General features: G+C 72.8%; 24 protein-coding genes and 1 riboswitch. Of the genes, 13 read left to right on the forward strand and 11 right to left on the reverse strand.

The annotated features are described in order from the left end of the window. Positions 1 to 2: 2 nt before the first annotated feature. Positions 3 to 275, reverse strand: coding sequence for a sulfur carrier protein ThiS (gene thiS, locus IG90_RS0120955; RefSeq protein ID WP_209443561.1), 273 nt, complete (start codon positions 273 to 275; stop codon positions 3 to 5). Next, complete coding sequence (gene thiO / locus IG90_RS0120960) at positions 272 to 1,459, reverse strand: glycine oxidase ThiO (protein ID WP_030586464.1); 1,188 nt, start codon at positions 1,457 to 1,459, stop codon at positions 272 to 274. The genes thiS and thiO overlap by 4 nt, the downstream gene beginning before the upstream one ends. Beyond that, a riboswitch (TPP riboswitch) is annotated at positions 1,457 to 1,569 on the reverse strand. Its footprint overlaps the gene before it by 3 nt. 51 nt (positions 1,570 to 1,620) lie before the next feature. Between thiO and IG90_RS0120965 the strand changes: the two genes are divergently transcribed. The 6 genes from IG90_RS0120965 to IG90_RS0120990 all read left to right on the forward strand — a co-directional run bounded on the left by IG90_RS0120965 (position 1,621) and on the right by IG90_RS0120990 (position 6,459). After that, entirely contained in the window at positions 1,621 to 1,989 is a 369-nt protein-coding gene (locus IG90_RS0120965; protein WP_030586467.1) for an avidin-fold protein, read from the forward strand. Between the two features lie 28 nt (positions 1,990 to 2,017). Beyond that, positions 2,018 to 3,262, forward strand: coding sequence for an NAD(P)/FAD-dependent oxidoreductase (locus IG90_RS0120970; RefSeq protein ID WP_030586470.1), 1,245 nt, complete (start codon positions 2,018 to 2,020; stop codon positions 3,260 to 3,262). 81 nt (positions 3,263 to 3,343) lie between these two features. Continuing rightward, on the forward strand, positions 3,344 to 3,709 hold the full coding sequence (locus tag IG90_RS0120975; protein ID WP_007451303.1) for an Rv2175c family DNA-binding protein: 366 nt from the start codon (positions 3,344 to 3,346) through the stop codon (positions 3,707 to 3,709). A gap of 76 nt (positions 3,710 to 3,785) precedes the next feature. Next, positions 3,786 to 4,436: a thiamine phosphate synthase gene (thiE, locus tag IG90_RS0120980; RefSeq protein ID WP_030586474.1), complete on the forward strand. Its 651-nt coding sequence runs from the start codon at positions 3,786 to 3,788 to the stop codon at positions 4,434 to 4,436. 126 nt (positions 4,437 to 4,562) lie between these two features. Continuing rightward, the gene (metF, locus tag IG90_RS0120985) at positions 4,563 to 5,480 is read left to right on the forward strand and encodes a methylenetetrahydrofolate reductase [NAD(P)H] (RefSeq protein WP_030586477.1); all 918 of its coding nucleotides are present in this window, start codon (positions 4,563 to 4,565) and stop codon (positions 5,478 to 5,480) included. A gap of 49 nt (positions 5,481 to 5,529) precedes the next feature. Further along, complete coding sequence (locus tag IG90_RS0120990; protein WP_030586480.1) at positions 5,530 to 6,459, forward strand: hypothetical protein; 930 nt, start codon at positions 5,530 to 5,532, stop codon at positions 6,457 to 6,459. Positions 6,460 to 6,570: 111 nt separating this feature from the next. On the opposite strand, the gene IG90_RS0120995 is transcribed toward IG90_RS0120990, so the two are convergent. The 5 genes from IG90_RS0120995 to IG90_RS0121015 form a co-directional block, all read right to left on the reverse strand. Next, complete coding sequence (locus IG90_RS0120995) at positions 6,571 to 8,085, reverse strand: phytoene desaturase family protein (protein WP_078585321.1); 1,515 nt, start codon at positions 8,083 to 8,085, stop codon at positions 6,571 to 6,573. Between the two features lie 31 nt (positions 8,086 to 8,116). After that, entirely contained in the window at positions 8,117 to 8,734 is a 618-nt protein-coding gene (locus IG90_RS0121000; RefSeq protein WP_030586485.1) for a DUF4126 domain-containing protein, read from the reverse strand. 384 nt (positions 8,735 to 9,118) lie between these two features. After that, positions 9,119 to 9,730, reverse strand: a complete 612-nt coding sequence (locus IG90_RS0121005; protein WP_030586488.1) for a TetR/AcrR family transcriptional regulator — start codon at positions 9,728 to 9,730, stop codon at positions 9,119 to 9,121. A 47-nt stretch (positions 9,731 to 9,777) separates the two neighbouring features. Next, positions 9,778 to 11,865 carry a YhgE/Pip family protein gene (locus IG90_RS0121010; protein ID WP_030586491.1) on the reverse strand — a complete coding sequence of 696 codons (2,088 nt, stop codon included), beginning with the start codon at positions 11,863 to 11,865 and terminating at the stop codon, positions 9,778 to 9,780. After that, entirely contained in the window at positions 11,837 to 12,586 is a 750-nt protein-coding gene (locus IG90_RS0121015) for an ATP-binding cassette domain-containing protein (RefSeq protein WP_030586494.1), read from the reverse strand. Before IG90_RS0121015 ends, IG90_RS0121010 begins: the two co-directional genes overlap by 29 nt. Before the next feature lie 165 nt (positions 12,587 to 12,751). On the opposite strand from IG90_RS0121015, the gene IG90_RS0121020 reads away from it, so the two are divergent. From IG90_RS0121020 to IG90_RS0121030, 3 genes are all read left to right on the forward strand, one after another. Then, entirely contained in the window at positions 12,752 to 13,303 is a 552-nt protein-coding gene (locus IG90_RS0121020; RefSeq protein ID WP_030586497.1) for an SAV_6107 family HEPN domain-containing protein, read from the forward strand. 105 nt (positions 13,304 to 13,408) lie between these two features. Then, positions 13,409 to 14,167, forward strand: coding sequence for a methyltransferase (locus tag IG90_RS0121025; RefSeq protein WP_030586500.1), 759 nt, complete (start codon positions 13,409 to 13,411; stop codon positions 14,165 to 14,167). 247 nt (positions 14,168 to 14,414) lie between these two features. Then, on the forward strand, positions 14,415 to 14,819 hold the full coding sequence (locus tag IG90_RS0121030; protein ID WP_030586502.1) for a DUF3040 domain-containing protein: 405 nt from the start codon (positions 14,415 to 14,417) through the stop codon (positions 14,817 to 14,819). Positions 14,820 to 14,973: 154 nt separating this feature from the next. On the opposite strand, the gene IG90_RS0121035 is transcribed toward IG90_RS0121030, so the two are convergent. From IG90_RS0121035 to IG90_RS0121050, 4 genes are all read right to left on the reverse strand, one after another. Continuing rightward, entirely contained in the window at positions 14,974 to 17,391 is a 2,418-nt protein-coding gene (locus tag IG90_RS0121035) for a transglutaminase TgpA family protein (protein WP_030586505.1), read from the reverse strand. Then, positions 17,388 to 18,755, reverse strand: a complete 1,368-nt coding sequence (locus IG90_RS0121040; protein WP_030586507.1) for a DUF58 domain-containing protein — start codon at positions 18,753 to 18,755, stop codon at positions 17,388 to 17,390. Before IG90_RS0121040 ends, IG90_RS0121035 begins: the two co-directional genes overlap by 4 nt. Next, positions 18,755 to 19,804, reverse strand: a complete 1,050-nt coding sequence (locus IG90_RS0121045) for an AAA family ATPase (RefSeq protein WP_030586510.1) — start codon at positions 19,802 to 19,804, stop codon at positions 18,755 to 18,757. The genes IG90_RS0121040 and IG90_RS0121045 overlap by 1 nt, the downstream gene beginning before the upstream one ends. Positions 19,805 to 20,056: 252 nt before the next feature. Next, entirely contained in the window at positions 20,057 to 20,620 is a 564-nt protein-coding gene (locus IG90_RS0121050; RefSeq protein ID WP_030586512.1) for a beta-class carbonic anhydrase, read from the reverse strand. 432 nt (positions 20,621 to 21,052) lie between these two features. Between IG90_RS0121050 and rsmH the strand changes: the two genes are divergently transcribed. Genes rsmH through IG90_RS0121070 form a run of 4 tightly spaced genes read left to right on the forward strand, consistent with a single transcriptional unit; the run spans position 21,053 to position 26,371 of the window. Then, the gene (gene rsmH / locus IG90_RS0121055; protein WP_030586516.1) at positions 21,053 to 22,018 is read left to right on the forward strand and encodes a 16S rRNA (cytosine(1402)-N(4))-methyltransferase RsmH; all 966 of its coding nucleotides are present in this window, start codon (positions 21,053 to 21,055) and stop codon (positions 22,016 to 22,018) included. A gap of 37 nt (positions 22,019 to 22,055) precedes the next feature. Next, a complete protein-coding gene (gene ftsL / locus IG90_RS0121060; RefSeq protein ID WP_030586519.1) occupies positions 22,056 to 22,619 on the forward strand; it encodes a cell division protein FtsL in 564 nt (187 codons plus the stop codon). Between the two features lie 4 nt (positions 22,620 to 22,623). Continuing rightward, entirely contained in the window at positions 22,624 to 24,612 is a 1,989-nt protein-coding gene (locus IG90_RS0121065) for a peptidoglycan D,D-transpeptidase FtsI family protein (protein WP_030586522.1), read from the forward strand. Between the two features lie 40 nt (positions 24,613 to 24,652). Continuing rightward, on the forward strand, positions 24,653 to 26,371 hold the full coding sequence (locus tag IG90_RS0121070) for a UDP-N-acetylmuramoyl-L-alanyl-D-glutamate--2,6-diaminopimelate ligase (protein WP_033894439.1): 1,719 nt from the start codon (positions 24,653 to 24,655) through the stop codon (positions 26,369 to 26,371). The last annotated feature ends 3 nt before the right edge of the window (positions 26,372 to 26,374 follow it).

Below are 26,374 nucleotides of genomic sequence, written 5' to 3' on the forward strand. Positions count from 1 at the left end.
GGTCAGCCTCCCTGCACGGCGGTCAGTACCTCGACGCGGTCGCCCTCGCCGAGCGGGGTGGTGGCCCACCGGCCGCGCGGGACGACGCTCTCGTTGACGGCGGCGGCGACTCCGGAACGGGCCGGGGTCAGCGTGGCGACGAGGGCGTCCAGGGCCGTCCCGGCGGGTACGGCCCGGGCTTGCCCGTTCACCGAGACGGAAACCGAGTCTCCGGACGGCACGGGCGCGGAGTCGGGCGCGGAGGCGGGCTCGGGCACGGTGGGCTGCTGGGTCATACGGGCTGCTCCTGGAGCACGGGGGCGGGGGCGGCCGGACCGAACCGGCCGGGGTCGAAGGGGCGGGCCGCCTCGGGCAGCTCGCCGGTGGTCAGGGCGTCGGCCATCGCGTCCCCGGTGACCGGGGTCAGCAGGACGCCGTTGCGGTGGTGACCGGTGGCGAGCAGCAGACCTGGCAGCGCGGTCGGGCCGAGCAGCGGGGCGTTGTCGGGCGACGCGGGACGCAGACCGGCCAGGGTCTCGGTGAGCGGCAGCTCGGTGATGCCGGGCACCAGCTCATGGGCGTCGCGCAGCAGCTCGTACACCCCGCCGGCGGTGACCGTGGTGTCCCAGCCCAGCTCCTCGCTGGTGGCGCCGATGACCAGCTCGCCGTTCTCGCGCGGCACGAGGTAGAGGTGGCCGCCCCGGACCACGGCGCGCACGGTGCGGCTGAGGAAGGGGGCGTACGCCGGGGGCACGGTGAGCCGGAGGACCTGGCCCTTGACCGGGCGGACCGGCGGTACGAGCTCCGGCGGGAGCCCCGCGAGCCGGCCGCTGAGACTGCCTGCGGCGAGCACGACCTGATCGGCCGCGAACTTCGTGCCGTCGCCGAGCAGCGCCCCGGTCGCCCGGCCCCCGGCGACGGTGAGCCGCTCGGCGGTCGTCCGGCGGAACGCGACCCCGGCCCGCTCGCACGCGGTCAGCAGCGCCGAGGCGAGGCGGCGCGGATCCACCTGGTGGTCGCCGTCGACCCGGAGGCCGCCCCGGACGCCCGGGGCCAGCATCGGCTCCAGGCGACGGCACTCACGGCCGCTCAGCCAGGTCGACTCCAGCCCCGAACGCTCCTGGAGGGCGTGCAGTTCACGCAGATGCGCCCGGTCGTCGGAGTCCAGCGCGACGGCGAGCGTGCCGCAGGCGCGAAAGCCGGTGTCCCGGCCGCTCGCCTCCTCCAGCTCGGCCACGAACGCCGGATAGCGGGCGGCGGAGGCGAGGTTGAGGCCGAGCAGCATCTGCTCGCCGTAGTGCAGTTCGGTGACGGCGGCCAGCATGCCCGCCGCGACCTGCGCGGCGCCGCGGCCCGGGGCGGGGTCCGCCACGGTGACGCCCAGCCCCCGCTGGGCGGCCCGCCACGCGGTGACCAGGCCGATGATTCCGCCCCCGATGACGAGGACGTCGGATCCGGAGGCTCTCCCCGAGATGCGCATGGGTGTCCAGCCCCTCCCTTCGCCGGCATGACCCGGAGCAGGTTCGTACGGTCGGAGGCCGCCCAGCCTCCCTCTCAGCCCGGTGCGTCCGGGCTCCCGCGAGTGTTCTACGTTGGCCAGCCTAGACCCACTCGCCCGCGGCCTGTAAGGGAGCGACCACCATGGCCCGTTCGCTCGACGGACTCGTCCTCTCGCCCGTCGCCGACCAGGCCCCCGGCCAGGTCGGCACCCGCACCCGCTTCACGTACCACGAGCGGGGCGGCCGGATCTGGGCCGAGTACGCGGGCGGCGACGTGGTCCGCGGTCATCTCGTCGGCACCCGGGACGGAGACGCGCTGGACTTCCGTTACGTACAGCTCAAGCAGGACGGAACGACCTCGTCCGGGCACTGCCTCTCCACGGTCGTCGACCTCGCGGACGGCCGGGTGCGGCTGGAGGAGCGGTGGGTCTGGGAGTCCCAGGAGGGCAGCGGGACGAGCGTGGTGGAAGAGCTCCCATCCCGAGCTCCTTCCCCGCACCCCTCTATCTGACGGCACGTCAGTTGACTAGGGTGGGCAGGTGAGCGAGCAGACACAGCAGCGGGCGGCACGGCAGCGGACACGGCACGTCGTGGTCGTCGGAGCGGGCATGGCCGGCGTGCAGAGCGCCGTGGCCCTGCGCGAGGCGGGCTTCGCCGGGCCCGTCACCCTGATCGGCGCCGAGCCCCACCAGCCCTACGACCGGCCGCCGCTGTCCAAGGCCGTGCTGCTGGGCAAGGCGGAGGACTCCGCCTTCGACGTCGACTTCGAGGCGCTGGACATCACCCTGCGCCTCGGCCTGGACGTCACCGCCCTGCGCGCCGCCGACCACGTGCTCGACACCGCCGACGGGCCGGTCCCCTACGACGCCCTGATCCTCGCGACCGGAGCGGAGCCCCTGGCCCTGCCCGGCGCCGAAGGCGTGCCCGGCGTCCACCTGCTGCGCACCCTCGACGACGCCACCCGGCTGCGGCCCGTCCTGGACCGGCAGCACGACGTGGTCGTCGTCGGGGCCGGCTGGATCGGCGCGGAGTTCACCACCGCCGCCCGTGCCGCCGGCTGCGCGGTCACCGTCGTCGAGGCCGCCGCCCGCCCGCTCGCGGGCACCCTGCCCGCCGAGGTGGCCGCCCCGATGGCCCACTGGTACGCCGACAGCGGCGCCGAACTCCTCACCGGCGCCCGCGTCGACCGCGTCGAGGAGGGGGCCGTCATCCTCCAGGACGGCCGCGTCCTGCCCGCCGGGGCCGTGGTCGTCGGCATCGGCGCCCGCCCCGCCACCGGCTGGCTGGCCGGCTCCGGGGTCGAGCTCGGCCCGGACGGCTCGGTCACCGCCGACAGCGCGCTGCGCACCTCGCTGCCCGATGTGTACGCGGTCGGGGACTGCGCCTCCTTCCCCTCCGTCCGCTACGGAGCACGCCTGCTGGTCCACCACTGGGACAACGCCCTCCAGGGCCCGCGCACCGCGGCCGCCGCGATCATGGCCGCCCAGGACGGCGAACCGCTCCCCGTCTACGACCCCGTCCCGTACTTCTGGTCCGAGCAGTTCGGCCGCTTCGTGCAGTACGCCGGCCACCATGCGGACGCCGACACCCTGTTGTGGCGCGGCGACGGGGCGGAGGCGACCTGGTCGGTGTGCTGGCTGCGCGACGGCGCACTGGCCGCCGTGCTCGCCGTGGGCCGCCCGCGCGACCTCGCCCAGGGCCGCAGGCTCATCGAGTCGGGGGCCGTCCTCGACCCGGAGAAGGTGGCCGACCCCGCCGTACCGCTGAAGTCCGCCGCCCTGTGAGGGACCCGGGCCCCCCGCGGCCGACCCCCGTACGGTCGGCCCGGCTACCGACTGTCGGTCCCGGATGGCACGCTTGTCCTTGTGACCGAGATTGACGCAAAGACCGATGCTCTCGTCCCCGCCTGGCTCCACCTGCCCGACATCGCGGAAATGCTCGATGTCCAGGTGACGCGCGTACGGCAGCTGGTCAGGGATGGCCAGCTCATCGCCGTACGCCGCGGTGAGAACCGGGCGCTCCAGGTGCCCGCCGCCTTCATCGACGGCGACAAGGTGGTCAAGGGCCTCTCCGGCACCCTGACCCTCCTGAGGGACGACGGCTATTCCGACGAAGAGATGCTGGAGTGGCTCTTCACTCCCGACCCGACCCTGCCCGGCACCCCCGCCCAGGCGCTGAGCGAGAATCGCGGTACGGAGGTGAAGCGCCGCGCCCAGGCGCTCGCCGTCTGACCGATACGACAGCAAGCGAAGCACGGGCCGCCCGGCGCGGCCCGTGCACCGTCACGACCACGGGGGAGCTCCACCTATGTCCACGTCTCGCGAGCAACTGTCCGACGCCCGGCTGTATCTGTGCACGGACGCCCGCAAGCGGCAGGGCGACCTCCCCGCCTTCCTGGACGCCGTGCTCTCCAGCGGCGTCGACATCGTCCAGCTCCGCGACAAGGGCATGGAGGCCGCCGAGGAGCTGGAGCATCTCGCCGTCCTCGCCGACGCCTGCCGCCGGCACGGCAAGCTCCTCGCGGTGAACGACCGCGCCGACATCGCCCACGCCGTCGGCGCCGACGTCCTGCACCTCGGGCAGGGCGACCTGCCGGTCCCCGCCGCCCGCGCGATCATCGGCGCCGACCGGCTGATCGGCCGTTCCACGCACGCCGAGGCCGAGGTCGACGCCGCCGTCGCCCAGGACGGCGTGGACTACTTCTGCACCGGCCCCTGCTGGCCCACCCCCACCAAGCCCGGCCGCCACGCCCCCGGCCTCGACCTCGTGCGCCACGCCGCCTCCCTCGACCAGCCGCGCCCCTGGTTCGCGATCGGCGGGATCGACGCGGGCAATCTGGACCAGGTGCTGGCCGCCGGGGCCCGCCGTGTCGTCGTCGTCCGGGCGATCACCGAGGCCGACGACCCGGCCGCCGCCACCTCCGGCCTGGCCCGGCGCATCCGGGCGCACGCGCTCTGAAATTCCGGCGTGCGGATGTCGGACATTCCGGGCTCCTGTCCGAGGGATGGACAAGAGCGCGACAAAACGAGGCAAAGTTTCCTGCTCTGCTTGGGGGAGTGTCCACCCCCTGGTTAACCTCCCCTTATGGCCCTTGGCACACCCTCCACCAGGACGGACCACGCGCGCACCGTGCGTGACCTGCTAGCGACCGGCATGACGTCGTACTCCTTCGAGTTCTGGGCGCCCAAGACGGAAAAAGGCGAGCGCAACCTCTGGAACGCGCTGCGCCGGGTCGAGGCGGTCCGCCCGAGCTTCGTCTCCGTGACGTACGGCGCCGGTGGCTCCACCCGCGCCGGGACGGTCCGGGCCACCCAGCAGATCGCCGCCGACTCCACCCTGACCCCGGTCGCCCACCTCACCGCGGTGAACCACTCCGTCGCCGAGCTGCGCAACATGGTCGGGCAGTACGCCGACGCGGGCATCAGGAACATCCTCGCGGTCCGCGGCGACCCGCCGGGCGACCCGATGGGCGAGTGGGTGGAGCACCCGCAGGGCGTGAAGTACGCCGCCGACCTCGTCCGGCTCATCAAGGAATCGGGCGACTTCTGTGTCGGCGTCGCGGCATTTCCCGAAATGCACCCCCGGTCGACCGACTGGGAGACGGACATCGGTCATTTCGTGGACAAGTGCCGCGCGGGCGCGGATTACGCGATCACCCAGATGTTCTTCCGCCCGGAGGACTATCTCCGGATGCGTGACCGCGTGGTCGCTGCGGGTTGCGAAACGCCGGTGATCCCCGAGGTCATGCCCCTTACCAGCGTGAAGCAATTGGAAAGGTTCTCCCAGCTCAGCAACGCGACCGTGCCCGCGTCGTTGAAAGAGCGCATCCTCGCGGCCAAGGACGATCCGGCCGCTGTACGCTCCATTGGCATCGAGTTCGCAACGGAGTTCTGCGCGAAGCTGCTGTCCGAGGGTGTGCCCGGGCTGCACTTCATCACGCTCAACAACTCGACGGCGACGCTCGAAATCTACGAAAAACTCGGACTGCACAAGCAGTCGTGACCGGTCGTACCCGCCGCCGATGCGGCTACGGCCGAAGGAGGGGGCGGGCGTGGGCTGGACGGTCCTCTACATCGCATTCGGTCTGGTGGCCCTGTGGCTGCTCGGCGAGGTGCTGCTGCAGTACAAGGCACGACTGCGCTGGCGGCTCCTCGCCTTCGCCGGCTTCCTCGGCGTGGTGGTCGGGGTGCTGCTGGCCTCCGTCCCGGTCATCGTCGTCGGCACGCTCGCCTTCGCCACCGGCCAGACCTTCGTGACGCTGTCCTTCCGGCGCGGCTTCTCCACCGGCTGGGCCATAGGCGGCAGCCCGGGGGAGAGCCGCCGGCGCAGGGGCGGCGGCGAGGGTCCCGCAGGGAGGGAACCCACGCTGGAGGTCTCGGACCTGGAGGTCGCCGACCCCGGGTACGACCGCCCACCGGCCGCCCCGCCCGCACCGTCCGTCTACGAACCGCAGCCGCTGCCCGACGACACCGGCCAGTACGGCGTGTACGGCGACACCGGCTACGACGCGCATGGCAACGCCCGCCAGGACCAGGACCAGGACCAGGACCAGGGGCACGAGGCCGACCCCTCGGCCCAGCCGCAGTACGCCGCGTACGACCCGTACACCGGCTACGAACAGCAGCCGGCCCAGGACCCCTACGCCGACGCGTACGACTACGGCACCGGCCGGCAGACCTACGCCGCCTACTCCGACCCGTACATCGGCACCACCAACGGAGCTCCCTCCTACGGCGGTTACGACGCCTACGGCAACGGTGACGGCTACGACAGCCAGGGCGGGCAGCAGAGTTACGCCGACCCCTACGCCCAGAGCCACGGCACGGAGACGTACGGCACGGACACCCCGCCCGGCGGTGTCTGGGTCCCGCAGCAGCGCGACGCCGAGAAGTACCCCCCGATGCCGCCGGAGCAGCCCGCGGGGCCCACCCCGTACGGCAACGGCTACGACACCGGCCAGAACGAGCAGTACCGCTACTGAAACAAGCAGCACCGCTGCCGAGGGACCGCGCGCCGCTCCCGGGGGACGGCCCCCGGTCGGCAGCCGTCCCCGGGCGGCCGCCCGCCCGGCGGCAGCGGCCGTACTCCTCGCTCAGCGGGAGCCGCGGAAGTCGTCGCCCTCCACGACGAGCCCGGCCACCAGCGTCCCCGACATCCCGGCGTGCGCCAGTCCGCCGCCCGGGTGCGCCCAGCCGCCCGCGAGATACAGCCCGGGCAGCCGGGTGAGGTTGCCCGGGTGCAGATACGCGCCGTCCGCCCCGGCCAGCGCGGGCGCCGGAACCGCACCGCCCTCGGCCCCCGTCTCCGCCTCGGTCTCCGCGGGCGTGCGGACCCCGGTGTGCAGAATCCGCCCCCGCAGCCCCGGAACGGCCGCCGCAGCCCGCTCCACCAGGATGTCGGCGAACCGCTGCCTCACCCCCGCGTCCCGCCAGTCGACCGGCCCCTGTGGAGCCACCGTCGCGGTGAGCGTCACCGCCTCGTGCTCCGCGTCCGGACGGGTCGCCGGGTCGTCGGGGCGCAGCACCGTCACCGTGGGGTGCCCGGCGACCCGGCCCCCGAACACCGCCTCCTGCTCCGCCGCCCCGTCGGCGCTGTGCACCACGGTCCGGTGCGCCGCGTCCGCCTCCCGGGCCCCGCGCAGCGACAGCAGCACCGTGAACCGGCCCGCCGCTCCCGCTCCGGAGCCCGCCCGGACCGTCACGTCGCCGGCGCCCCACACCTGCTGAGCCGGCACCAGACCCGGGCGCGGCCGGACCCCGAGCACCACCCGGTCGGCCTCGGCCACCTCACCGCCCGCCAGCTCCACGCCCGCCGCCCGGCCGTCCTCCTCGACGACCCGGACCACCTCGGCCCCGAAGACGAACCGCACCCTGCGGGCCACGCACCGCTCGTACACCGCCCGGGCCAGCTCGCGCATCCCGCCCAGCACGTACCAGCTGCCGAAGGTCTGCTCCATGTACGGCAGCAGCGCGGCGCTCGCGGGGGCGGTGCGCGGGTCGAGGCCGTGGGACAGCGCGTACCCGTCGAGCAGGGCGGCGAGCCGGGCGTCCGCCAGCTCCCACGCGCCGATCTCCGCGACGGTGGACGCCTGCCGGGCCGCGCGCAGCAGGCGGCGCTGGCGTACCGCGGGATACGGATCGCGCCCCAGCACCTGGTGATCGGCCCGCAGCGGCTCCTCCAGGAGCGGCCGCCGTGACCGGTCCCAGGCGTCCCGGGCCCGGTCCATGAAGTCGCTCCAGCGCGCCCCCGCCCCCGCCCCGAGCGCACCGTCCAGGGCGGCGGCCACCCCGGCCCGCGAGGCGTTGGGCAGGGACACCGCCGTGCCGTCCGCGAAGAGATGACGGCTCGCCGGATCGACCTGGGTCAGCGTCACGCACTGCTCCAGCGACTCCTTGCCCGTCTTCACGAAGAGGTCGCGCTGGACGGCGGGGAGATGCAGCAGCCCGGGCCCGGTGTCGAAGACGAAACCCTCGTGCTCATGTCGGCCGACCGAGCCGCCGTAGCTCGCGGACCGCTCGTACACCGTCACCTTTTCGCCCGCCACGGCGAGCCGGGCGGCCGCCGCCATCGCGCCCGTCCCGGCGCCGATCACCGCAATTCGTGCCATGCCGGTGACTTTATCGACCGGCACCGACAGTTCAGCCGGGAGGCCAGGGCCCACCCGTCCCGGCCAGGTTCTTCTCCTCGCGGCGCTGGGCCCGGCGGCGCAGGAACCGGCGGATTCGGGAGGCGAGGACGACCACGACGACGATGCCGAGCACCAGCAGCACGGCCGCGATCACGGCGGCCGCCACCGGATTGAATACGGCGACGGTGACGACTCCGGCGACCCCGAGGTCCTCGGCGATACTCATCCCGACGTTGCTGAAGGGCTCCGGGGAGGTGTTGACGGCCATCCGCGTGCCGGCCTTCACCAGATGGCTCATCAGAGCCGTCGACCCGCCGATGGCCCCGGCCGCCAGCTCCGGCAGCGAACCGTTCTCCCCGGCGAGCAGAGCGGCGATCACCGCCCCGGCCACCGGCCGGATCACGGTGTGCGCCGTGTCCCAGACCGAGTCCACGTAGGGGATCTTGTCCGCCACCGCCTCGCAGAGGAACAGCACACCGGCCACGATCAGGACGTCCGTGCGCTGCAGGGTGGCGGGCACCTCGTCGGACACGCCGGCCGCGCCGAACAGACCGAGCAGCAGGACCACCGCGTACGCGTTGACTCCGCTGGCCCAGCCGCTTGTGAACACCAGGGGGATTATTGACACGCAGGCGATCGTAACGACCCCGCGCCGGACCCGGGTGGGGTTCGGCGCGGGCCCTGAGTACCCGTACTCAGGGACACAGATGAGTAGCTACGCGGATAGGCCCCCACCTGCGCGGACGGCAGAGTGATGACCACGGAAGGGGCGCTGCGCCAGGACCGCCGGCACGGGGCGGCGGAACGGTGCGGTTCCCCCGACGCAACGGGGGTGCACGACGGAGGCCCGGGGACCACGGGGGACGTACGGGGTCACGGGGAACGGGTTTCCGGCAAGCACGGAAGACGCCGGTCCGGTGAAGTTCGCGGGGGATGCGAACTCCAGCGGCCGGCGTCTTCGGCTTTCCCGGCACGTTCCGGCTCGGGCCCCGGAGGTCCGGAGGGGCCGGCCTCAGCGCCCGCTGACCCGCCCGTGCAGCAGCAGCGACAGCGCCGAGTGGACCTCGTCGATCGAGCGCTCCGGCTGGAACGCCTGCCAGTCCAGCGCCGCCACCAGCACCATCCCGACCAGCGCGGCGGCCGTCAGCGGGATGTCGATCTCCTCGCTCAGCTCACCGCTGCGCACCGCGTCCCGCAGTACGTCCTCGACGACCGCGACGGCCTCCTGACGTACCACCAGCAGCGTGGACTGCCAGGCGCGGTTGGTGCGCCAGAGCTCGGCCACGTACAGCTGGGTGAAGGCCGGGTAGCGGTCGATGAAGGCGAGCCCGGCCCGGATCATCGCGTCCAGCGCCTCCACCCGGGTGCCGCCGCGCTCCTCGGACTCCTCCGCGGAGGCCCGCAGAGAGGCCGTGAGCAGCCCCACGCCGTGCCGGAGCAGCTCCTCGAACAGCTCGGTCTTGCTCTTGAAGTTGTAATAGACCGTGCCCTTGGCGACCCCGGCCCGCTCGGCGATCTCGTCGACGGTGGTCGCCGAGAAGCCCTTCTCGGCGATGAGCGTCACCGCCGCCTCGTAGAGCTTCTGCCGGGTGGCCTGGCGGCGCGTGGTGCCACTGCTTTCCATGAGCCCGATTCTTCCAGGCCGCGCCGCAGGCCCGGCTCCCGGCGCGTTCACAGGCTCAGCTCAGGGTGCAGCCGGCTCAGGCTCCACACCTGCTTGCGGCGGGCGGTGAACGCGGTCAGGGCGAGTGCGCCGACGGTGAAGGCCCCGAGCACCGCGCAGCCCAGCCACACCGGGCCGAGGGGGCCGCCGGTGATCAGCCTGCGCAGCCCCTCGACGACGTACGTCATGGGGAGGTACGGGTGGATCGCGCCGAAGAAGCCGGGGCTGGTCTGGACGGGGTACGTACCCCCGGCCGAGGTCAGCTGGAGCATCAGCACCACCAGCACCAGGATCCGCCCGGCCGCCCCGAAGCAGGCGTTCAGCCACTGCACGATCGCGGCGAAACAGCAGGTCACCAGGGCCAGGAAGCCGATCGTTCCGGCGGCGTGGGTCATCTGGAGGCCAAGGCCCCAGTGCAGGACGGCCATCAGGGCGCCGACCTGGGCCGTGCCGATGGCGGCGACCGGGAGCCAGCCGGCGAACGCGATCCGCCAGGAGGAGGCCCCGGCGGCGAGGGCCCGTCGGTTGAGCGGCTGGATCAGCATGTACGCCACCATCGCGCCGACCCACAGGGACAGCGGGATGAAGTACGGGGCGAAACCGGTGCCGTAGTTGGGGGCTTCGTGCAGCGACTTGGAGGCCAGCTGGACGGGGTCGGCCATGACGTGGGTCCGCGCGTCGCGGTCCTTCTTGTCGTAGTCCGGGATCTTGTCCACGCCGTCGCTCAGGCCCTGGGCCAGCTCGGCCGAACCGTCGCCGAGCCGGAACAGCCCGCCGTCCAGGTTCTCCGCGCCGGTCTTCAGCTTGCCGACGCCGGTGTCCAGGTTGCTGGAGCCGGTCTGCGCGCCGCCGAGTCCGGTGTGCAGCGCCTGCGCGCCCTTGGCGACCTTGTGGGCTCCGGTGTTGAGTTCGTTGACCTTGCTGACGGCCGATGCCAGGTCGTCGTCCAGGGTCGGCGCCCGCTTCGCGAGATCCTCGGCCTGCTTCTGGAAGGCGGTCAGCTGGGTGCTCAGCTTCTTCAGGTCGCCGTTCTGGTTGGTGACCAGGGTGTTCACATCAGCGGCGATCTTCGCCACGTCGACGGCCGTGACCTTGGCGCGTTCCAGCGGCGGGCAGACCGTGGCGTCGGGCTCCTCGGCCTCCTCGCACTGGGTGCGGTGGATCTCGGTCAGCTCGTCGGCCGCCTCCTTGGCGCCGACGGCGGCGGTCGGCGCGCTCTTCACCAACAGGTCGAGGTTGTGCCGTACGGCCCCGGAGGTGTCGGCGACCAGGCGTGCCGTGTCGCGGATGGACTGCCCGTTGTCCTTGAAGAAGGGGCGTACGTCGGTGGCGATCTTGTTGACCTTGTCGGCGAGGACCTGGGTACCGCCGGCGACCTGCGCGGAGCCCGTGGCGAGATCGCGCGAGCCCTGGTTCAGCTTGACGATTCCGTCGGAGAGCTTCTTACTGCCCGCCTTGGAGTCCTTGAGGCCGTCCGCGAGGTCCTTGGAGCCCTGCTTGGCCTTCGAGATGCCGCCCTTGAGGTCGTCGGCGCCCTTGGCCGCCTCGGCGGTCTTGTCGTGCAGATCGGAGAAGCTGATGAAGATGCGGTCCAGGAAGCCCCGGGAGGCGTTCGTGGAGGCGGCGTCGCGGACCTCTCCGAAGACCGTCCTGGAGATCTGCCCGACGATGTAGTTGTTCGCGTCGTTCGTGCGGACCTGGAGCGCGCCGGTCTCGGGGGAGTCCCCGCCGCTGGACGCGATCTTCTTACTGAAGTCCGACGGCATCGTCAACGAGAGGTAGTACGTGCCCTCCTCGACGCCCTTCTCGGCGTCGGTGGAGCTCACCTCGTGCCAGTCGAACACGTTGGAGTCGAGCAGCTTCTTGCTGATCTCGTCCCCGGCCGTGAAGCGCTTCCCGTCGCTGGTGGCCCCCTTGTCGTCGTTGACCAGGGCGACGGGCAGCTTGTCGAGCTTGCCGTACGGGTCCCAGAAGGAACACAGGTACAGGGCGCCGTAGAGCAGCGGCAGGAGCAGCAGGGCCACCAGCGCGGCGGCCGGCAGCTTCCCCCGTCCGAACCGCTTCAGCTCAAGCGCGGCCAGCTTCGGGATGCGCATCGGCCGTCTCCTCATCGGTGGTGGTTGCGGGGGCGGTACGGACGACCTGGGTGTTCTCGGGGGCCTCGCTGCACACGGCGAGCACGGTCGTCCCGGCGTCGGCCACGGAGCGCAGCAGCGCCCAGGCCTGGTCGCGTTCGGCGTCCGAGAGCTTGAGGCCGGTGTCGTCGACGGCGAGCAGACGCGGCTTGCCGATCAGCGCCAGCGCGACGGACAGCCGCAGCGCCTCCAGCCGCTCCAGATCCCGTACGGAGGTGCGTCCCGACTTGGGCAGCGTGGCGAGGTCGAGGCCCGCGGCCTCCAGGGCCTCGTCGACCCGGGCCTCGGCCGCGGCCCGGCGCTCGGCGCGCGGGCGCAGCAGGGTGCGCAGGGAGGCGCCGTAACGGCCCTGGAGGAGGGCGTGTTCGCGGAGGTGCTCGGCGACGGTGAAGGCGGGGTCCAGCTCACTGACGCCCGGCACCGGTCCCAGGGCGGCGATCCTGCGGACGGCGGCGGCCTGTCCGGGCAGCCGCAGTCCGCCGGCCACCGCGTGGCCCTCGGTGGTGCGCATCCGGCCGGTCAGGGCGAGCAGCAGGCAGGTGCGGCCCGATCCCGACGGTCCCTCGACGGCCACCAGCGTTCCTGGCTCGGCGCTGAACGTCACGTTCCGGAAGACCCGGCCGCGCGGTCCCTCCAGTCCGAAGTCCTCGGCGCTGACAGACGCGCCGTGCGGGCTCTCCACAGACCCTCCCCTTTTGAACTGACCAGTCAGTGCAAAAAGGTAGACCGAACTTGCGCTCGAGGCAAAACGGCAGGTCAGAGCCGCGCTCGGGTCGATTGTCAGTGGGGCCCGCCACCATGGACACAGACGGCCACGAAGCCGTCACACGACGACAGGAGGTTCGTCATGGCCAGCTCGTCCGCAGCCGCCGCCCCGCGGCGCCGCGCAGGCAGCCCTGCCCCCTCACTGACCGGTCCGGCCGGCGATGTCCACCCCGTGCCGCGCCGCAGCGCGGCGCCGCCCGCCGCTCTCGAACTGCTCGCCAAGGCCCGCTCCGGCCTCGACGAGGCCGCCGTGCTCCACGAGCCCAACGAGCGGTACGCCACCGCCCACCTCGCCGCCCTGCGCACCGCGGCGGCCGTGCTGGCCGCTCGCGGCCGCCCCGAGACGAACAAGCGCCGCCGCGAGCGCATCCGCAGCGCCTGGGAGGTCCTCCCGGAGATAGCACCGGAACTGACCGAATGGAGCGCCCTCTTCGCCTCGGGCGCCCTGCGCCGGGCCCGCGCCGAGGCCGGTATGCCGGGAGCCGCCAGCGGGCGCGACGCCGACGACCTGCTGCGCGACGCGGCTATGTTCCTGCGCCTGGTGGAACGGCTGCTGGTGCTCCAGCCGGTGCTCCCGCAGCCACGCCCGGAGCGGCCCGGGGAAGCGCGTCCGGAGCGCCCCGGCGGCGGGTGACCTCGACGGCGGTGCGAGGCAATAGGGTGGTGACCGCTCACATCACCACCCGCACTGTTCACGCTCCGCCGTCCCCGGCGGCACCGTGCCGAGGAGTCATCTGCCGTGTCGGACCAGCTGCGCCCCCGCGCCTCCCTCCGTACCGCCGTGGTCTGGGAGGTCCTCAAGGACGCTCTGGACCGTCAGGTCAAGGCGACCGGCAGGGACGCCCTGGATGTTCTGGACACCGGTGGCGGCACCGGTAACTTCGCCGTGCCCGCGGCCCGGCTCGGCCACCGGGTCACCGTCGTCGACCCCAGCCCCAACGCGCTCTTCGCGCTGGAGCGCCGCGCGTCCGAGGCCGGGGTCGCCGACCGGGTCCGGGGAGTCCAGGGCGACATCCTCGGACTGTTCGACGTCGTGGAGCGCGACGGCTTCGACGCGGTGCTCTGCCACGGCGTCCTGGAGTACGTCGACGAGCCCGCCGAGGGCGTGCGCAACGCGGTCGAGGCGCTGCGTCCCTCCGGTGTGCTCAGCCTGCTGGCCGCCGGCCTCGGCGGAGCCGTCCTGGCCCGCGCGCTCGCCGGTCACTTCACCGAGGCCCGGCAGGCGCTCACCGACCCGGCCGGCCGCTGGGGCGAGGGCGACCCGGTGCCCCGCAGGTTCACCGCCGACCAGCTCTCCGACCTGGTCTCCGAGGCCGGTCTGGAGATCGCCGCGGTGCACGGCGTCCGGGTCTTCGCCGACCTCGTGCCGGGCGGCCTGGTGGACACCGAGCCCGGCGCCGTTGAGGCGCTCCTCAGGCTGGAAGCTGCCGTCGCCGAGCAGCCCGCGTTCCATTCCGTCGCCACGCAGCTGCACATTCTGGGCGAGAAGCGCCGCTGATCAGCAACGCAGCTGCGGACGGAGTGGGACTCAGGACCCCCGTACGGGGCGTGCGCCCCGTATGATCGAGTGACACCATCCGGCATGGCGGATCGGTCGTCGGGGAATCTACGCCTCAGCAGCCGAGCCGACACAGCGGTCCGGACTGGCTGAACGCTAGAGGGCGGGTTTCACGGGGGCGAATCCCTGCCTATCCTGGAAGGGCCGCATACCGGTCGCCCCCGCGGCCGACGACGAGGAGGATCCCGTGCCGCTCTCGGAGCACGAGCAGCGCATGCTCGAGCAGATGGAGCGAGCGCTGTACGCCGAAGATCCCAAGTTCGCGACAGCGCTCGAGGGAAGCGGACTGCGTACGTACACCCGGAAAAGGGTCTATCAGGCGGTCGCTGGCTTCCTGGTGGGTATCGCGCTCCTCATGGCCGGAATGGTCGCCCAGCAGATCTGGATCAGCGTGGTGGGGTTCCTCGTCATGCTCGGCTGTGCCGTGCTCGCGGTCACCGGATGGCGCAAAGCGCCCAAGCCCGGTGAACAACAGCCTGCCGCCGCGGACAGCGGGGACAGCGGTGCACGCCGCCGACCGAGACAACGCCGGTCGATGATGAACCGCATCGAACAGCGGTGGCAGCGCCGCCGCGACGAACAGGGCCAGTAGACGCCTCGGGCCTGTTGTTCTTCACAGGACCGTGCGACGGCACGACGTATGACACCGATGGGTGAGGGGCGGCCGCGTTCTCCGCGGCCGCCCCTCACCCATGTGCGCGCCACCCCGCGGGGGTGACCTCTCGTACGACGACCGCCCGGCAGCCTCAGCCGTGCTGGCGCGCGAGGCGGCGCAGCCGGGCCGTCCAGCGACCCGCTCCCGGACGGGCCGCCCAGCGCTCCGCGATCCCTGCCCGACGCTCCGTGAGAGCCCACACCACCCGGACGGACGAGCGGGGCAGCAGCGTCGCCCGCAGCCGGGCGCCGCGGCCCGCCGATGCCCGCAGACCTGCCCGTACCGCCAGCGCGTCCTCGGCCAGTCCGGCCCCGGGGCGCGGCTCGGGCGCGTACAGCACCTGCTCCACCGAGCCCGCGATCCGGTGCACGGCCTCGGTCGCGGGGGTGTCGAGCCGGCCCAGCCGCACGATCCTGGCCGCCGCCTTCCGGGGCGTCAGCGACTCGTCAGGACCGATGCCGTGGTCCCAGGCCGCATCGGTGATCTCCTGCCAGGCAGCCAGCGTCCGCGCGGCGGCGTCCGCGGGAGTCCGGCCGCCGGAGCCCAGCCGGCGGTTTCTCGTCCGGGTCCGCCACAGCAGCGGGGACAACGGCAGCACCAGCACCAGGACCGCCGCGAGGATCACCAGCAGCACCGTGCCGGCCGGGGTGCCCCGGTCGGTCGGCAGCGCCGCTCCCGGCTCCTGCGAGGGCCCGCACCCGCCTTCCTGGCGCAACTGCGGCGGGCAGCTGTCATCGGCGGAGGGTGCGGCCGACGGTGCGGCCGAGGTGTCCGCGGAGGGCTGGGCCGCGTCGCTCGCGCTGTCCGTGGGGACCTCGGGCCGGGTGTACGAGGGAGCGCTGCCCCGGCTCGGGGTGGGCTCGAACCGGGTCCACCCGACCCCCTCGAAATACAGCTCGGGCCAGGCGTGCGCGTCGCGCAGCCCGACCGAGGTCGCCCCGTTCGACTTCATGGTCCCCGGAGTGAAGCCCACCGCGACCCGGGCCGGAATGCCCAGCGTCCGGGCCATCGCGGCCATCGAGAACGAGAAGTGGACGCAGAAGCCCTCCTTGTCGCGGAGGAACCGTGCGATGGCGGACGACCCGGTCCCCGAGGTGACCGTCGTGTCGTACGTGAAGCCGCCGTCGGAGGCGAACCAGTCCTGGAGCTTGACGGCCTGCTCGTAGGCGTTGGACGAGCCTTCGGTGACCTGCTCGGCGGTCTTGGCGACCACGCCCGGCAGCGAGCCGGGGATCCGGGTGTACTCGCGGACCAGCTCCTCCGGCGGCGAACCCGCGGCCGCGAGCTGGTCCGCCGTGGGCTCGACGACGAGGCTGCCGACCTCGTACTGCGCGCCGCGCGTGGTCTGCCCGTCGTCCCCGACCAGGGTGCGGCCCTCGGGCTCGTACCGCCAGCGGCCGCCGACGCGGATCTCGCTCGCCGGGTAGGGGAGGGGCAGGTAGGTCTGCTGGTAGGAGCGCGAGGCGGAGATGTTCGTCCGGACCTCGGTGACGGCGACGTCCCCGCTCAGCCCGGTCGGCTGCGGGAGACGGTCGGGCACGTCCGTCAGCCGGCGGGTGGAGGAACGCCACTCACTGCCGTTGAACTCGTCCAGGGCCAGGATCCGCAGATAGAGGCTCTGCGGGTCCTCGATGTTGCTGCGGTACGTCATCACCTCCCGGTTGTCCGGCTGGTTGAGGTTGTTCTGGAGCGACACCAGCGGATTCACCGCGGAGATGGTGCCGCCGCCGCTGCCCCTGCCGTTCCCCGGACCGCTGCCGCCCAGCAGTCCGCTGTCCAGGGCGGGCAGGGCCAGGGGGGCCACCAGGGCGATGCCGAGCGCCAGCACGCCGATCCGCCGCCCGGTGCGGACGGGGGAGGAGCCGCCGCTCGCACCGGCCAGCCCGTCGGCCAGACCGCCCGCGTTCCGCGCGGCGCCGCCGAAGACGCGGCCCCACTGGGAGAGCCGGTCCCGGCCCTCCGCCAGCAGGAGCAGCAGATAGCCGGAGGCGGCCAGCAGGAACCACAGCCAGCTCGCTCCGCCGTCGGAGAGACCGGCCGCGACCGAGTACAGGGCGAGCAGCGGCAGGCCGGCCGGGGCCGCGCTGCGGAAGGTCACCGCCAGCGCGTCCACCGCGAGACCGATCAGGACCACCCCGCCGATCACCATCAGCCTGATGCCGTCGGTCATCGGGGCCGGGGTGGAGTACGTGCCGACGTCCTCCCCGCCCGCCACCAGCAGCTCGCCGAGCCGCATGACGGCCGCCGGGCCGGGCAGCACCCCGAACAGGGCCTGTTCCCGGGCGAACGTCAGTGTCAGCAGCAGCAGGGTGACCAGCGTCTGCACGGCGATGGTCAGCGTCCGTGCCAGCGGTACCCGGCGCGCGATGGCGCCCACCCCGCTCTGGACGCCGAGCAGCACCGCCGCCTGCATCAGCCAGCCGACCCCCTCCACCAGCGGGATCAGCGACCCCGCCGTCAGCAGTGTCGCCGCATAGGCGCACAGCGCCAGCCTGGCCCGCCCGCTCATGACCATCCCCCCGCGAAACCTGTCGTACCACCGCTCGGGGCGGAGGAACCATCCGTGCGCATCCGGCCCGCCAGCTGCCACAGGGCGGGCAGCTCGGCCCCCGGCTCCACGGGCACCGCGATCCAGCCCGACTCGCGCAGCCGGCGAAGCCGCTCCTCGCCCCGTCCCGTCGCGGTCTCGTCGCCGGCCCAGGCGGCGCTGTCCAGGACGAAGGCGAGCCCCGCGCCGGCGCGTTGCCGCATCCGGGCCGCGACCGCGGCCTGTTCCTCGTCCAGATCGCCGAAGAAGGCGATGAGCAGCCCTTCGTTGCCGCCGCGCAGCACGTCATGGGCGCGGGAGAGGCCCCCGCCGTCGGAATGGCCGACCACCGCGAGCGTGTCGAGCATCAGCCCCGCCGAGTCCGCGGACTCCTGGGTCGAACCCGCGAATCCGCCGGACCCCTCGCCCGGCACCGCGTTCCCGTCGTCGGTGAGCAGCCGTACGGCGAAGCCGCGCTCCAGCATGTGCACCAGTGCGGAGGCCGCCCCCGAGACCGCCCACTCGAACGCCGAGTCGGGCCCGGCGCCCTGGTAGCCGATCCGCCGGGTGTCCAGCAGGACCGTGCACCTGGCGCGCTGCGGCTGTTCCTCCCGGCGCACCATCAGCTCGCCATGGCGCGCGGTGGAGCGCCAGTGGACCCGGCGCAGGTCGTCGCCGTGCCGGTAGCCGCGCGGAATGATGTCGTCCTCGCCGGCGAGGGCGAGCGATCGCTGCCGTCCGTCGCCGTAACCGGAGGCCTCGCCCGCCAGCCGCAGCGCGGGCAGCGGAACCGTGCGCGGGATGACGACGAGGGTGTCGTACGCGCTGAAGGAGCGGGTCAGCTCGCACATCCCGAACGGGTCGCTGAGCCGCAGCTGCAACGGGCCCAGCGGGTAGCGGCCGCGCAGGTCGGAGCGGACCCGGTAGGACACCTCGCGCCGCCCGCCCGCCTCCACCCGGTCCAGGACGAAGCGGGGGCGCGGGCCCAGCACGTACGGAACGCGGTCCTGGAGCATGAGCAGACCGGTGGGCAGCCGGGAGACGTTCTCCATCCGCAGGTGCACCCGGGCCTCCGCACCCGCGGGCACCCGGGACGGCGAGAGCCGCCGGGTGCCCGTCACCCGGTAGCGGGTGCGGTAGAGCACGGTGACGCAGACCAGGGGCAGCACGGCCAGCAGCAGTCCGACCCGCAGCAGGTCACCCTGGCCCAGCACGTACGCGCAGACGGCGGCGGCAAGCCCGGCGGCCAGGAACGAGCGTCCCCGGGTGGTCAGTCCGCCCAGGGCCGCCCGGGCGCCGCCCTTGCTCTCGCCGTCCTCCACGGCGCCGGGCTCGCCGGCCGCCATCACAGCCGCCGTGCGCCGGGCTGCTGCTGGTGGTACAGCGGGCGGCCCGGCTCCTGTCCGCCCGGCAGCGGTGCGGTGCCGCCGGCCGAGGTCGGCACGGGGGTGCGCTGGATGATCTCCAGGACCACCTGCTCCGCCGTGCGGCGGTTCAGCTGGGCCTGGGCGGTGGGCAGCAGCCGGTGCGCGAGCACGGGGGTGGCCAGCGCCTGGACGTCGTCCGGCAGGGCGTAGTCGCGCCCGCTGAGAGCGGCGGACGCCTTCGCGGCGCGCAGGAGGTGCAGCGTCGCGCGCGGGGAGGCGCCGAGTCGGAGGTCGGGGTGGCTGCGGGTGGCCCCGACGAGCTCCACGGCGTAGCGCCGCACGGCGTCGGCGACATGCACCGTACGGACGGCGTCGATCAGCTTCACGATGTCGTGGGCGTGAGCCACCGGCTGGAGGTCGTCCAGCGGGGAGACGCCCCCGTGCACGTCGAGCATCTGGAGCTCGGCCTCCGGACTCGGGTAGCCGATGGAGACCCGGGCCATGAACCGGTCGCGCTGGGCCTCGGGCAGCGGGTAGGTGCCCTCCATCTCGACCGGGTTCTGGGTGGCCACCACCATGAACGGGTCGGGTAGCTCGTAGGTGTGCCCGTCGATGGTGACCTGGCGCTCCTCCATCGACTCCAGCAGGGCCGACTGCGTCTTCGGCGAGGCACGGTTGATCTCGTCGCCGATCACGATCTGGGCGAAGATCGCACCCGGCTTGAACTCGAAGTCCCGCCGCTGCTGGTCGAAGATCGACACGCCGGTGATGTCCGAGGGCAGCAGGTCCGGAGTGAACTGGATCCGCCGCACCGAACAGTCGATGGACCGCGCCAGCGCCTTGGCCAGCATGGTCTTGCCGACACCGGGTACGTCCTCGATGAGGAGATGCCCCTCGGCGAGCAGCACGGTCAGCGAAAGCCTTACGACCTCGGGCTTGCCCTCGATCACCCCCTCCACCGACCTGCGCACCCGCTCTGCTGTGGTGGTCAGATCCGTGAGGCTCGCTCGATCGTCATAGGTCGTCACCCGGCCCTCCTCGGCCCTTTTGCGCAGGGGCCGTCGCGCGTACCCACGCGGCCCACCCCGAAAAAAATCGGACACTCCTCCGGAAGGCCCGGGGATGTCACACCCGCATTCTTGTTGCCGTTACCGCTTCGTGTCACTCGCCTGTGGATAAGTGGGTGTGAAAAGTCAGCTTCTGTCACGATTTCGGCACCGCGAGTCACGGTATTGGGTGTGTGAGGTGGAGCAGAGGGCCGGGAAGTGAGGGGGATGCGTTCAGGAATCGGAGTGGATCTCGCGCAGCAGACCGGTGGTCACGTCGAACACGAACCCGCGCACGTCGTCGGTGTGCAGCAGGAACGGAGAGGTGCGCACCCGCTGCATCGACTGGCGTACGTCCTGGTCGGCGTCCGAGTAGGCCTCCACGGCCCAGACCGGACGCTGCCCCACCTCGCGCTCCAGCTCCTGCCGGAAGTCCTCGGTGAGGGACTCCAGGCCGCAGTTGGTGTGGTGGATGAGGATCACACTGCGGGTGCCGAGCGCCCGCTGGCTGATGGTCAGCGAGCGGATCACGTCGTCGGTGACCACGCCGCCCGCGTTGCGGATGGTGTGGCAGTCGCCGAGCTCCAGGCCGAGCGCGGCGTGCAGGTCGAGACGGGCGTCCATGCAGGCGACCACGGCCACCTGGAGGACGGGGCGCGCGTCCATGCCCGGATCGCTGAATTCCTTCGCGTACCCGGCGTTCAGCGCGACGAGCCGGTCGGTGACCTGGCCCCCCTCGCGGACCGCGGCGGTGGGCGTCACGGATTCGGTGGCGGAGGAGTGAGCGGAAGTCGACATGGATACGACGTTAACCTTCCCACCTGGCCCGGACGTGCTGTGAGAGCGGACAAAGAACGTCAACGCGACTTGTTGTGAGCTAACCCACAGGGCCAGGGGGATGCGCCTGTTCGAGTGGGTTCACCGCATCCGTACGGGTGGAGCGACGCGCTGCGCCGTTCGTTGATCGCGCATCGATCGAATGGCAGGGTGGACTAAAGTAACGCGAAGCCACCACCCGCCTCCGTACCCGACCCACTGCACCGTCGCACCCCCTGCACCTCCTGCATATTCCGTATTTCCCCCGTGATGTGCGGCGTACGTGCGACCCGGCCCTCTCCCGCTCTCGGTCGGCCGACGCCTCTTCCCCGGCGCCGGCGGACCTCCCCTTCAGGGCGGGCGGGGACCAGGACGTACGTGCCGGCCGCGCGGGACAGAGCCTGAGAGGGCGCATTGAGCCAGACCCGACACGTCCCGGTGATGCTCCAGAGGTGTCTGGACCTGTTGGCCCCGGCTCTCCAGGACCCGGCCGACCCGGAGCCCGTGGTCGTCGACTGCACCCTCGGCCTCGGCGGTCACAGCGAGGCGCTGCTCGCCTCCTTCCCCACCGCCCGGCTGATCGCCCTGGACCGCGACAAGGAGGCGCTCCGCCTCTCCGGCGAGCGGCTCGCCCCCTACGGCGACCGGGCCACCCTCGTCCACGCGGTCTACGACGAGCTCCCCGAGGTCCTCGAACGGCTCGGCATCCCGAAGGTCCAGGGCATCCTCTTCGACCTCGGCGTCTCCTCCATGCAACTGGACGAGGCCGACCGCGGGTTCGCGTACGCCCAGGACGCCCCGCTCGACATGCGCATGGACCAGTCCACCGGCATGGGCGCCGCCGAGGTGCTCAACACCTACCCGCCCGGCGAACTGGTCCGTATCCTGCGCGCGTACGGCGAGGAGAAGCAGGCCAAGCGGATCGTCTCCGCCGTCGTGCGCGAGCGCGAGAAGGAGCCGTTCAGCAACAGCGCACGGCTCGTCGAGCTGATCCGCGACGCGCTGCCGCAGGCCGCCAAGCGCACCGGCGGCAACCCCGCCAAGCGGACCTTCCAGGCCCTGCGCATCGAGGTCAACGGCGAGCTGAGCGTCCTGGAGCGGGCCATTCCGGCCGCCGTCCAGTGCCTCGCCGTCGGTGGCCGCATCGCGGTGCTCTCCTACCACTCGCTGGAGGACCGGCTGGTCAAGCAGGTCTTCGCGGCGGGCGCCGCCAACACGGCGCCCCCCGGACTGCCCGTCGTCCCCGAGCGCTACCAGCCCCGGCTGAAGCAGCTCACCCGGGGCGCCGAGCTGCCCACCGAGGAGGAGGTCGCCGAGAACCGGCGCGCCGCCCCCGCCCGGCTGCGCGGCGCCCAGCGCATCCGCGAGGAGGAGCGATGACCACCGGGGCCGGGCACCGCACCAGGGGAGCCGTGGGGTGAACAAACCGGCCGCACCGCTGAAGGGGCGGGCCGCACGGCTCGCCCGGCTGATGCCGTCCACCGGGCCCAGCACCGCGGCCCGCACCCCCTTCGTCCTGCTGGTCGTCCTGCTCCTGGGCGGCGGTCTCATCACCCTGCTCCTGCTGAACTCCGCCCTCAACGAAGGATCGTTCAGGCTCAGTGAGCTGAAGCGGGACACCACCGAGCTCACCGACGAGCAGCAGGCCCTCCAGCGCGACGTCGACAGCCGCTCACAGCCCGACGCCCTGGAACGCCGGGCCCGGGAGCTGGGCATGGTCCCCGGCGGCAGCCCCGCCTTCCTGAACCCCGACGGCACGGTCCGCGGCGTCCCCACCGAGGCCACCGCCCCGCCGGCGCCGAGCCCCAGCGCCTCGGCCGACGTCGCCCCGGACCCCGAGGCCACCGCGGACCCCGGCACTCCCGCCGTCGGGGCCTCGGCCGGATCCACCGGTTCCGCGTCGCCCTCCGGATCCGTACCCGCGACCGAGCCCGCCCCCGCGGCGGAGAACAGCCCGCCCCCGACGAGCCCCGGCAGGTGACGCAGTGCCGCCCAAGGAACCGCCGCGCCGCCGCGTACCCGGACCGGCCCGCCCCCGTAACGGGGCCAACGGATCCGGCCGCTCCGGCGCGCGCCCGTCGGCCCGCCGCCCCCGCCCCGCCCCGGGGCGCACCACCGCGCGCCCAGGCGCCCCACGCTCCCTGCGCCTGGGCAGCCCGCGCCCCCGGCTGCGGCTCGTCAGCCTCGGGCTGACGCTCGTCATGCTGGCCTTCGTGGCCCGCCTGCTCCAGGTCCAGGCCGTCGACGCCAGCGCGTACGCGGCCAAGGCCGAGAAGAACCGCTACCTGGAGTACACGGTCGCCGCCGAGCGCGGCGAGATCACCGACCGCAAGGGCGTCGCGCTCGCCACCAGCGTGGACGCGCACAACATCACGGCTGACCCGAAGATGTTCACGCCCGAGGACAGCAAGGCCCCCGACGCGCCCCAGCAGGCCGCCGCCCTGCTCGCCCCGATCCTCGGCAAGGACGTCGACGAGCTCGTCAAGAAGCTCTCGAAGCCCAAGTCCCGCTACACCGTCCTCGCCTACCGGCAGACCCCCCAGGTCTGGAAGCAGATCAAGGACCTCAAGTCCGTCTTCGCCGAGAAGGCCTCCGAGGACAAGCTGAAGGGCGGCCCGGGAGCCAACGTCCTGGCCGGTGTCCTCCAGGAGCCCACCACCAAGCGCGTCTATCCCAACGGGAATCTCGCCGCCGGGATACTGGGATTCGTCAGCGACGACGGCAAAGGCGGCGGCGGCCTCGAATCGCAGCTGAACGAGGAACTCGCGGGCGAGGACGGCAAGATCCGCTACGCCCAGGCCGGCGGCCGGCGGGTCCCCACCGCCGGCAGCACCGAGATCCCGGCCGTGCCCGGCTCCGACATCGAGCTGACCATCGACCGCGACATCCAGTGGGCCGCGCAGAAGGCCATCAGCGACCAGGTCGCCAGGTCCAAGGCCGACCGCGGCTACGTCATCGTGCAGAACACGAGGACGGGCGAGCTGCTGGCCATGGCCAACGCCCCCGGCTACGACCCCAACGACCTCTCCCAGGCGACCTCTGCGTCCCTCGGCAACGCGGCCCTCCAGGACGTGTACGAGCCCGGCTCCACCAGCAAGGTCATGTCCATGGCCGCCGTACTGGAGGAGAAGGCCGCAACCCCCGGCACCCACGTCACCGTCCCCAACCGGCTGCACCGCGGAGACCGGCTCTTCAAGGACGACGTCGACCACCCCACCTGGTACCTCACGCTCAACGGGGTCCTCGCCAAGTCCAGCAACATCGGCACCATCCTGGCGACCGGTCAGCTCGGCAAGACCCAGGCGGAGTCCAACCAGGTCCTCTACTCCTACCTGCGCAAGTTCGGCCTCGGCACCAGGACCGGGCTCGGCTACCCCGGGGAGTCACCGGGTCTGCTGGCCCACCCCGAGGACTGGTCGACCTCGCAGCAGTACACGATCCCCTTCGGCCAGGGCCTGTCGCTCAACGCCGTCCAGGCCGCCTCGGTCTACTCCACCATCGCCAACGGAGGCGTGCGGATCGCCCCCACCCTCGTCCGCGGCGCCAAGGGCTCCGACGGCCGCTTCGCCGCCGCCGAGGCCCCCGAGGAGAATCGGGTGGTCAGCGAGAAGACCGCCAAGACCCTGGCGACGATGCTGGAGTCCGTCGTCGACGACCAGGAAGGTACCGGCACCAAGGCCGCCATCCCCGGCTACCGGGTCGCGGGCAAGACCGGCACCGCCAACCGCGTTGACCCCGTCCGCGGCGTCTACAAGGGCTACACCGCATCCTTCGCGGGCTTCGCCCCCGCCGACAACCCGCAGGTCACCGTCTACTGCGCGATCCAGAACCCCACCAAGGGCAGCTACTTCGGCGGCCAGATCTGCGGCCCGATCTACAAGCAGGTCATGGAGTTCGCGCTCAAGACGCTCCAGACCCCACCGTCCGGCAGCGAGCCGCCCCGGCTGCCGGTGTCCTTCAAGCCCGGCGAGTGAACACGGGGATGCGCGAGCATCCCCGTCAAGGGAACCCTCAGTGACAACCATCACCCCCGATCCCGGGAACCGGAACGAGAACCGCCGGAACCAGGGTCCCTCGCTTCGCGAGACGCCGCACCGGCCCGGTACGCTCACCGCCGTGCCCCACGCTGATCAGTCCCAAACCTCTCAGAAGGACGCCCCTGTGACCTACCCGGGAGCGCCCCGACCGGACCGGCTCCGACCCACCCCTCTCGGCGAGCTGGCCGGCCGGCTCGGCGTCGAAGCGGCCGGGGCCGGTGAGGTCACCGGCATCACACACGACTCACGGGCCGTGCGCCCGGGCGACGTGTACGCGGCCCTGCCCGGCGCCCGCTTCCACGGCGCCGACTTCGCGGCCCAGGCAGCGGGCCTCGGCGCCGCCGCCGTCCTCACCGACCCCGCCGGCGCCGAACGCGCCGCCGCCACCGGCCTGCCGGTCCTGGTCACCGAGAACCCGCGCGCCGTGATGGGCGAGCTGGCCGCCGACATCTACGGGCGGCCCGGCATCGGCCTCCTCCAGCTCGGCATCACCGGAACCTCCGGCAAGACCACCACCGCGTACCTCGTCGAGGGCGGACTGCGCGCCGCCGGACGCCCCACCGGGCTGATCGGCACCGTCGAGATGCGGATCGGCGACGAGCGCATCAAGTCCGAGCGAACCACCCCCGAAGCCACCGACCTCCAGGCCCTGTTCGCCGTCATGCGCGAACGCGGCGTCGAGGCCGTCGCGATGGAGGTCTCCAGCCACGCCCTGGTGCTCGGCCGGGTCGACGGCTGCGTCTTCGACGTCGCCGTCTTCAACAACCTCAGCCCGGAGCACATGGAGTTCCACTCCGGCATGGAGGACTACTTCCAGGCCAAGGCCCAGCTGTTCACCCCCGAGCGCAGCCACCGCGGCGTCGTGAACTTCGACGACGAGTACGGCCGCAGGCTCCTGACCGAGTCCGGGGTGCCGGTCACCAGCTTCTCCGCCGAGGGCCACCCGGACGCCGACTGGCACGCCGAGGACGTCGAGGTCGGACCGCAGGACAGCACCTTCACCGCCGTCGGCCCGAAGGGCGAGCGGATCACCGCCCGCGCACCGCTGCCCGGCCCGTTCAACGTCGCCAACACCCTCGCCGCGATCGTCACGCTGGCCGTCGCGGGCGTCGACCCGCAGACCGCCGCCGACGGCATCGCGGCCGTCCCCGGGGTCCCCGGCCGGCTGGAGCGGGTGGACGCCGGACAGCCCTACCTCGCCGTCGTCGACTACGCGCACAAGACCGACGCCGTCGAGTCCGTACTGCGCTCCCTGCGCAAGGTCACCGAGGGCAAGGTGCACATCGTCCTCGGCTGCGGCGGCGACCGCGACACCACCAAGCGCGGCCCGATGGGCGCCGCCGCGGCCCGGCTCGCCGACACCGCCGTACTGACCTCCGACAACCCCCGCTCCGAGGACCCCCTCGCGATCCTCGCTGCGATGCTCTCCGGCGCCGCCGAAGTCCCCGTCCACGAACGCGGCGACGTGCTGACCGACGCCGACCGCGCCTCGGCCATCGCCGCCGCCGTCGCCCGCGCCGAACCGGGCGACACCGTCCTCGTCGCGGGCAAGGGGCACGAACAGGGCCAGGACATCCACGGGGTGGTACGCCCCTTCGACGACCGCAAGGTCCTGCACGCAGCCATCGAGCGGTCCCTGACGCGCCCCGGCGCCGCGGACCGTGCCCCTCACCACGAGAACAACAGTCAGGGATGACCA

The sequence above is a fragment of the Streptomyces anulatus genome, from assembly GCF_000721175.1.
GTDB classification, from domain to species: Bacteria; Actinomycetota; Actinomycetes; order Streptomycetales; family Streptomycetaceae; genus Streptomyces; species Streptomyces anulatus_C.

Excerpts from the sequence above, each read along its gene's own strand:
- IG90_RS0121040 (WP_030586507.1), bottom strand. The coding sequence starts at position 18,755 with ATGGCGGCCGGCGAGCCCGGCGCCGTGGAGGACGGCGAGAGCAAGGGC.
- IG90_RS0120995 (WP_078585321.1), bottom strand. The coding sequence starts at position 8,085 with ATGGCACGAATTGCGGTGATCGGCGCCGGGACGGGCGCGATGGCGGCG.
- thiO (WP_030586464.1), bottom strand. The coding sequence starts at position 1,459 with ATGCGCATCTCGGGGAGAGCCTCCGGATCCGACGTCCTCGTCATCGGG.
- thiE (WP_030586474.1), top strand. The coding sequence starts at position 3,786 with ATGTCCACGTCTCGCGAGCAACTGTCCGACGCCCGGCTGTATCTGTGC.
- IG90_RS0121020 (WP_030586497.1), top strand. The coding sequence starts at position 12,752 with ATGGCCAGCTCGTCCGCAGCCGCCGCCCCGCGGCGCCGCGCAGGCAGC.
- IG90_RS0121010 (WP_030586491.1), bottom strand. The coding sequence starts at position 11,865 with ATGCGCATCCCGAAGCTGGCCGCGCTTGAGCTGAAGCGGTTCGGACGG.
- IG90_RS0121005 (WP_030586488.1), bottom strand. The coding sequence starts at position 9,730 with ATGGAAAGCAGTGGCACCACGCGCCGCCAGGCCACCCGGCAGAAGCTC.
- thiS (WP_209443561.1), bottom strand. The coding sequence starts at position 275 with ATGACCCAGCAGCCCACCGTGCCCGAGCCCGCCTCCGCGCCCGACTCC.
- IG90_RS0121035 (WP_030586505.1), bottom strand. The coding sequence starts at position 17,391 with ATGAGCGGGCGGGCCAGGCTGGCGCTGTGCGCCTATGCGGCGACACTG.
- metF (WP_030586477.1), top strand. The coding sequence starts at position 4,563 with ATGGCCCTTGGCACACCCTCCACCAGGACGGACCACGCGCGCACCGTG.
- IG90_RS0121050 (WP_030586512.1), bottom strand. The coding sequence starts at position 20,620 with ATGTCGACTTCCGCTCACTCCTCCGCCACCGAATCCGTGACGCCCACC.
- IG90_RS0120965 (WP_030586467.1), top strand. The coding sequence starts at position 1,621 with ATGGCCCGTTCGCTCGACGGACTCGTCCTCTCGCCCGTCGCCGACCAG.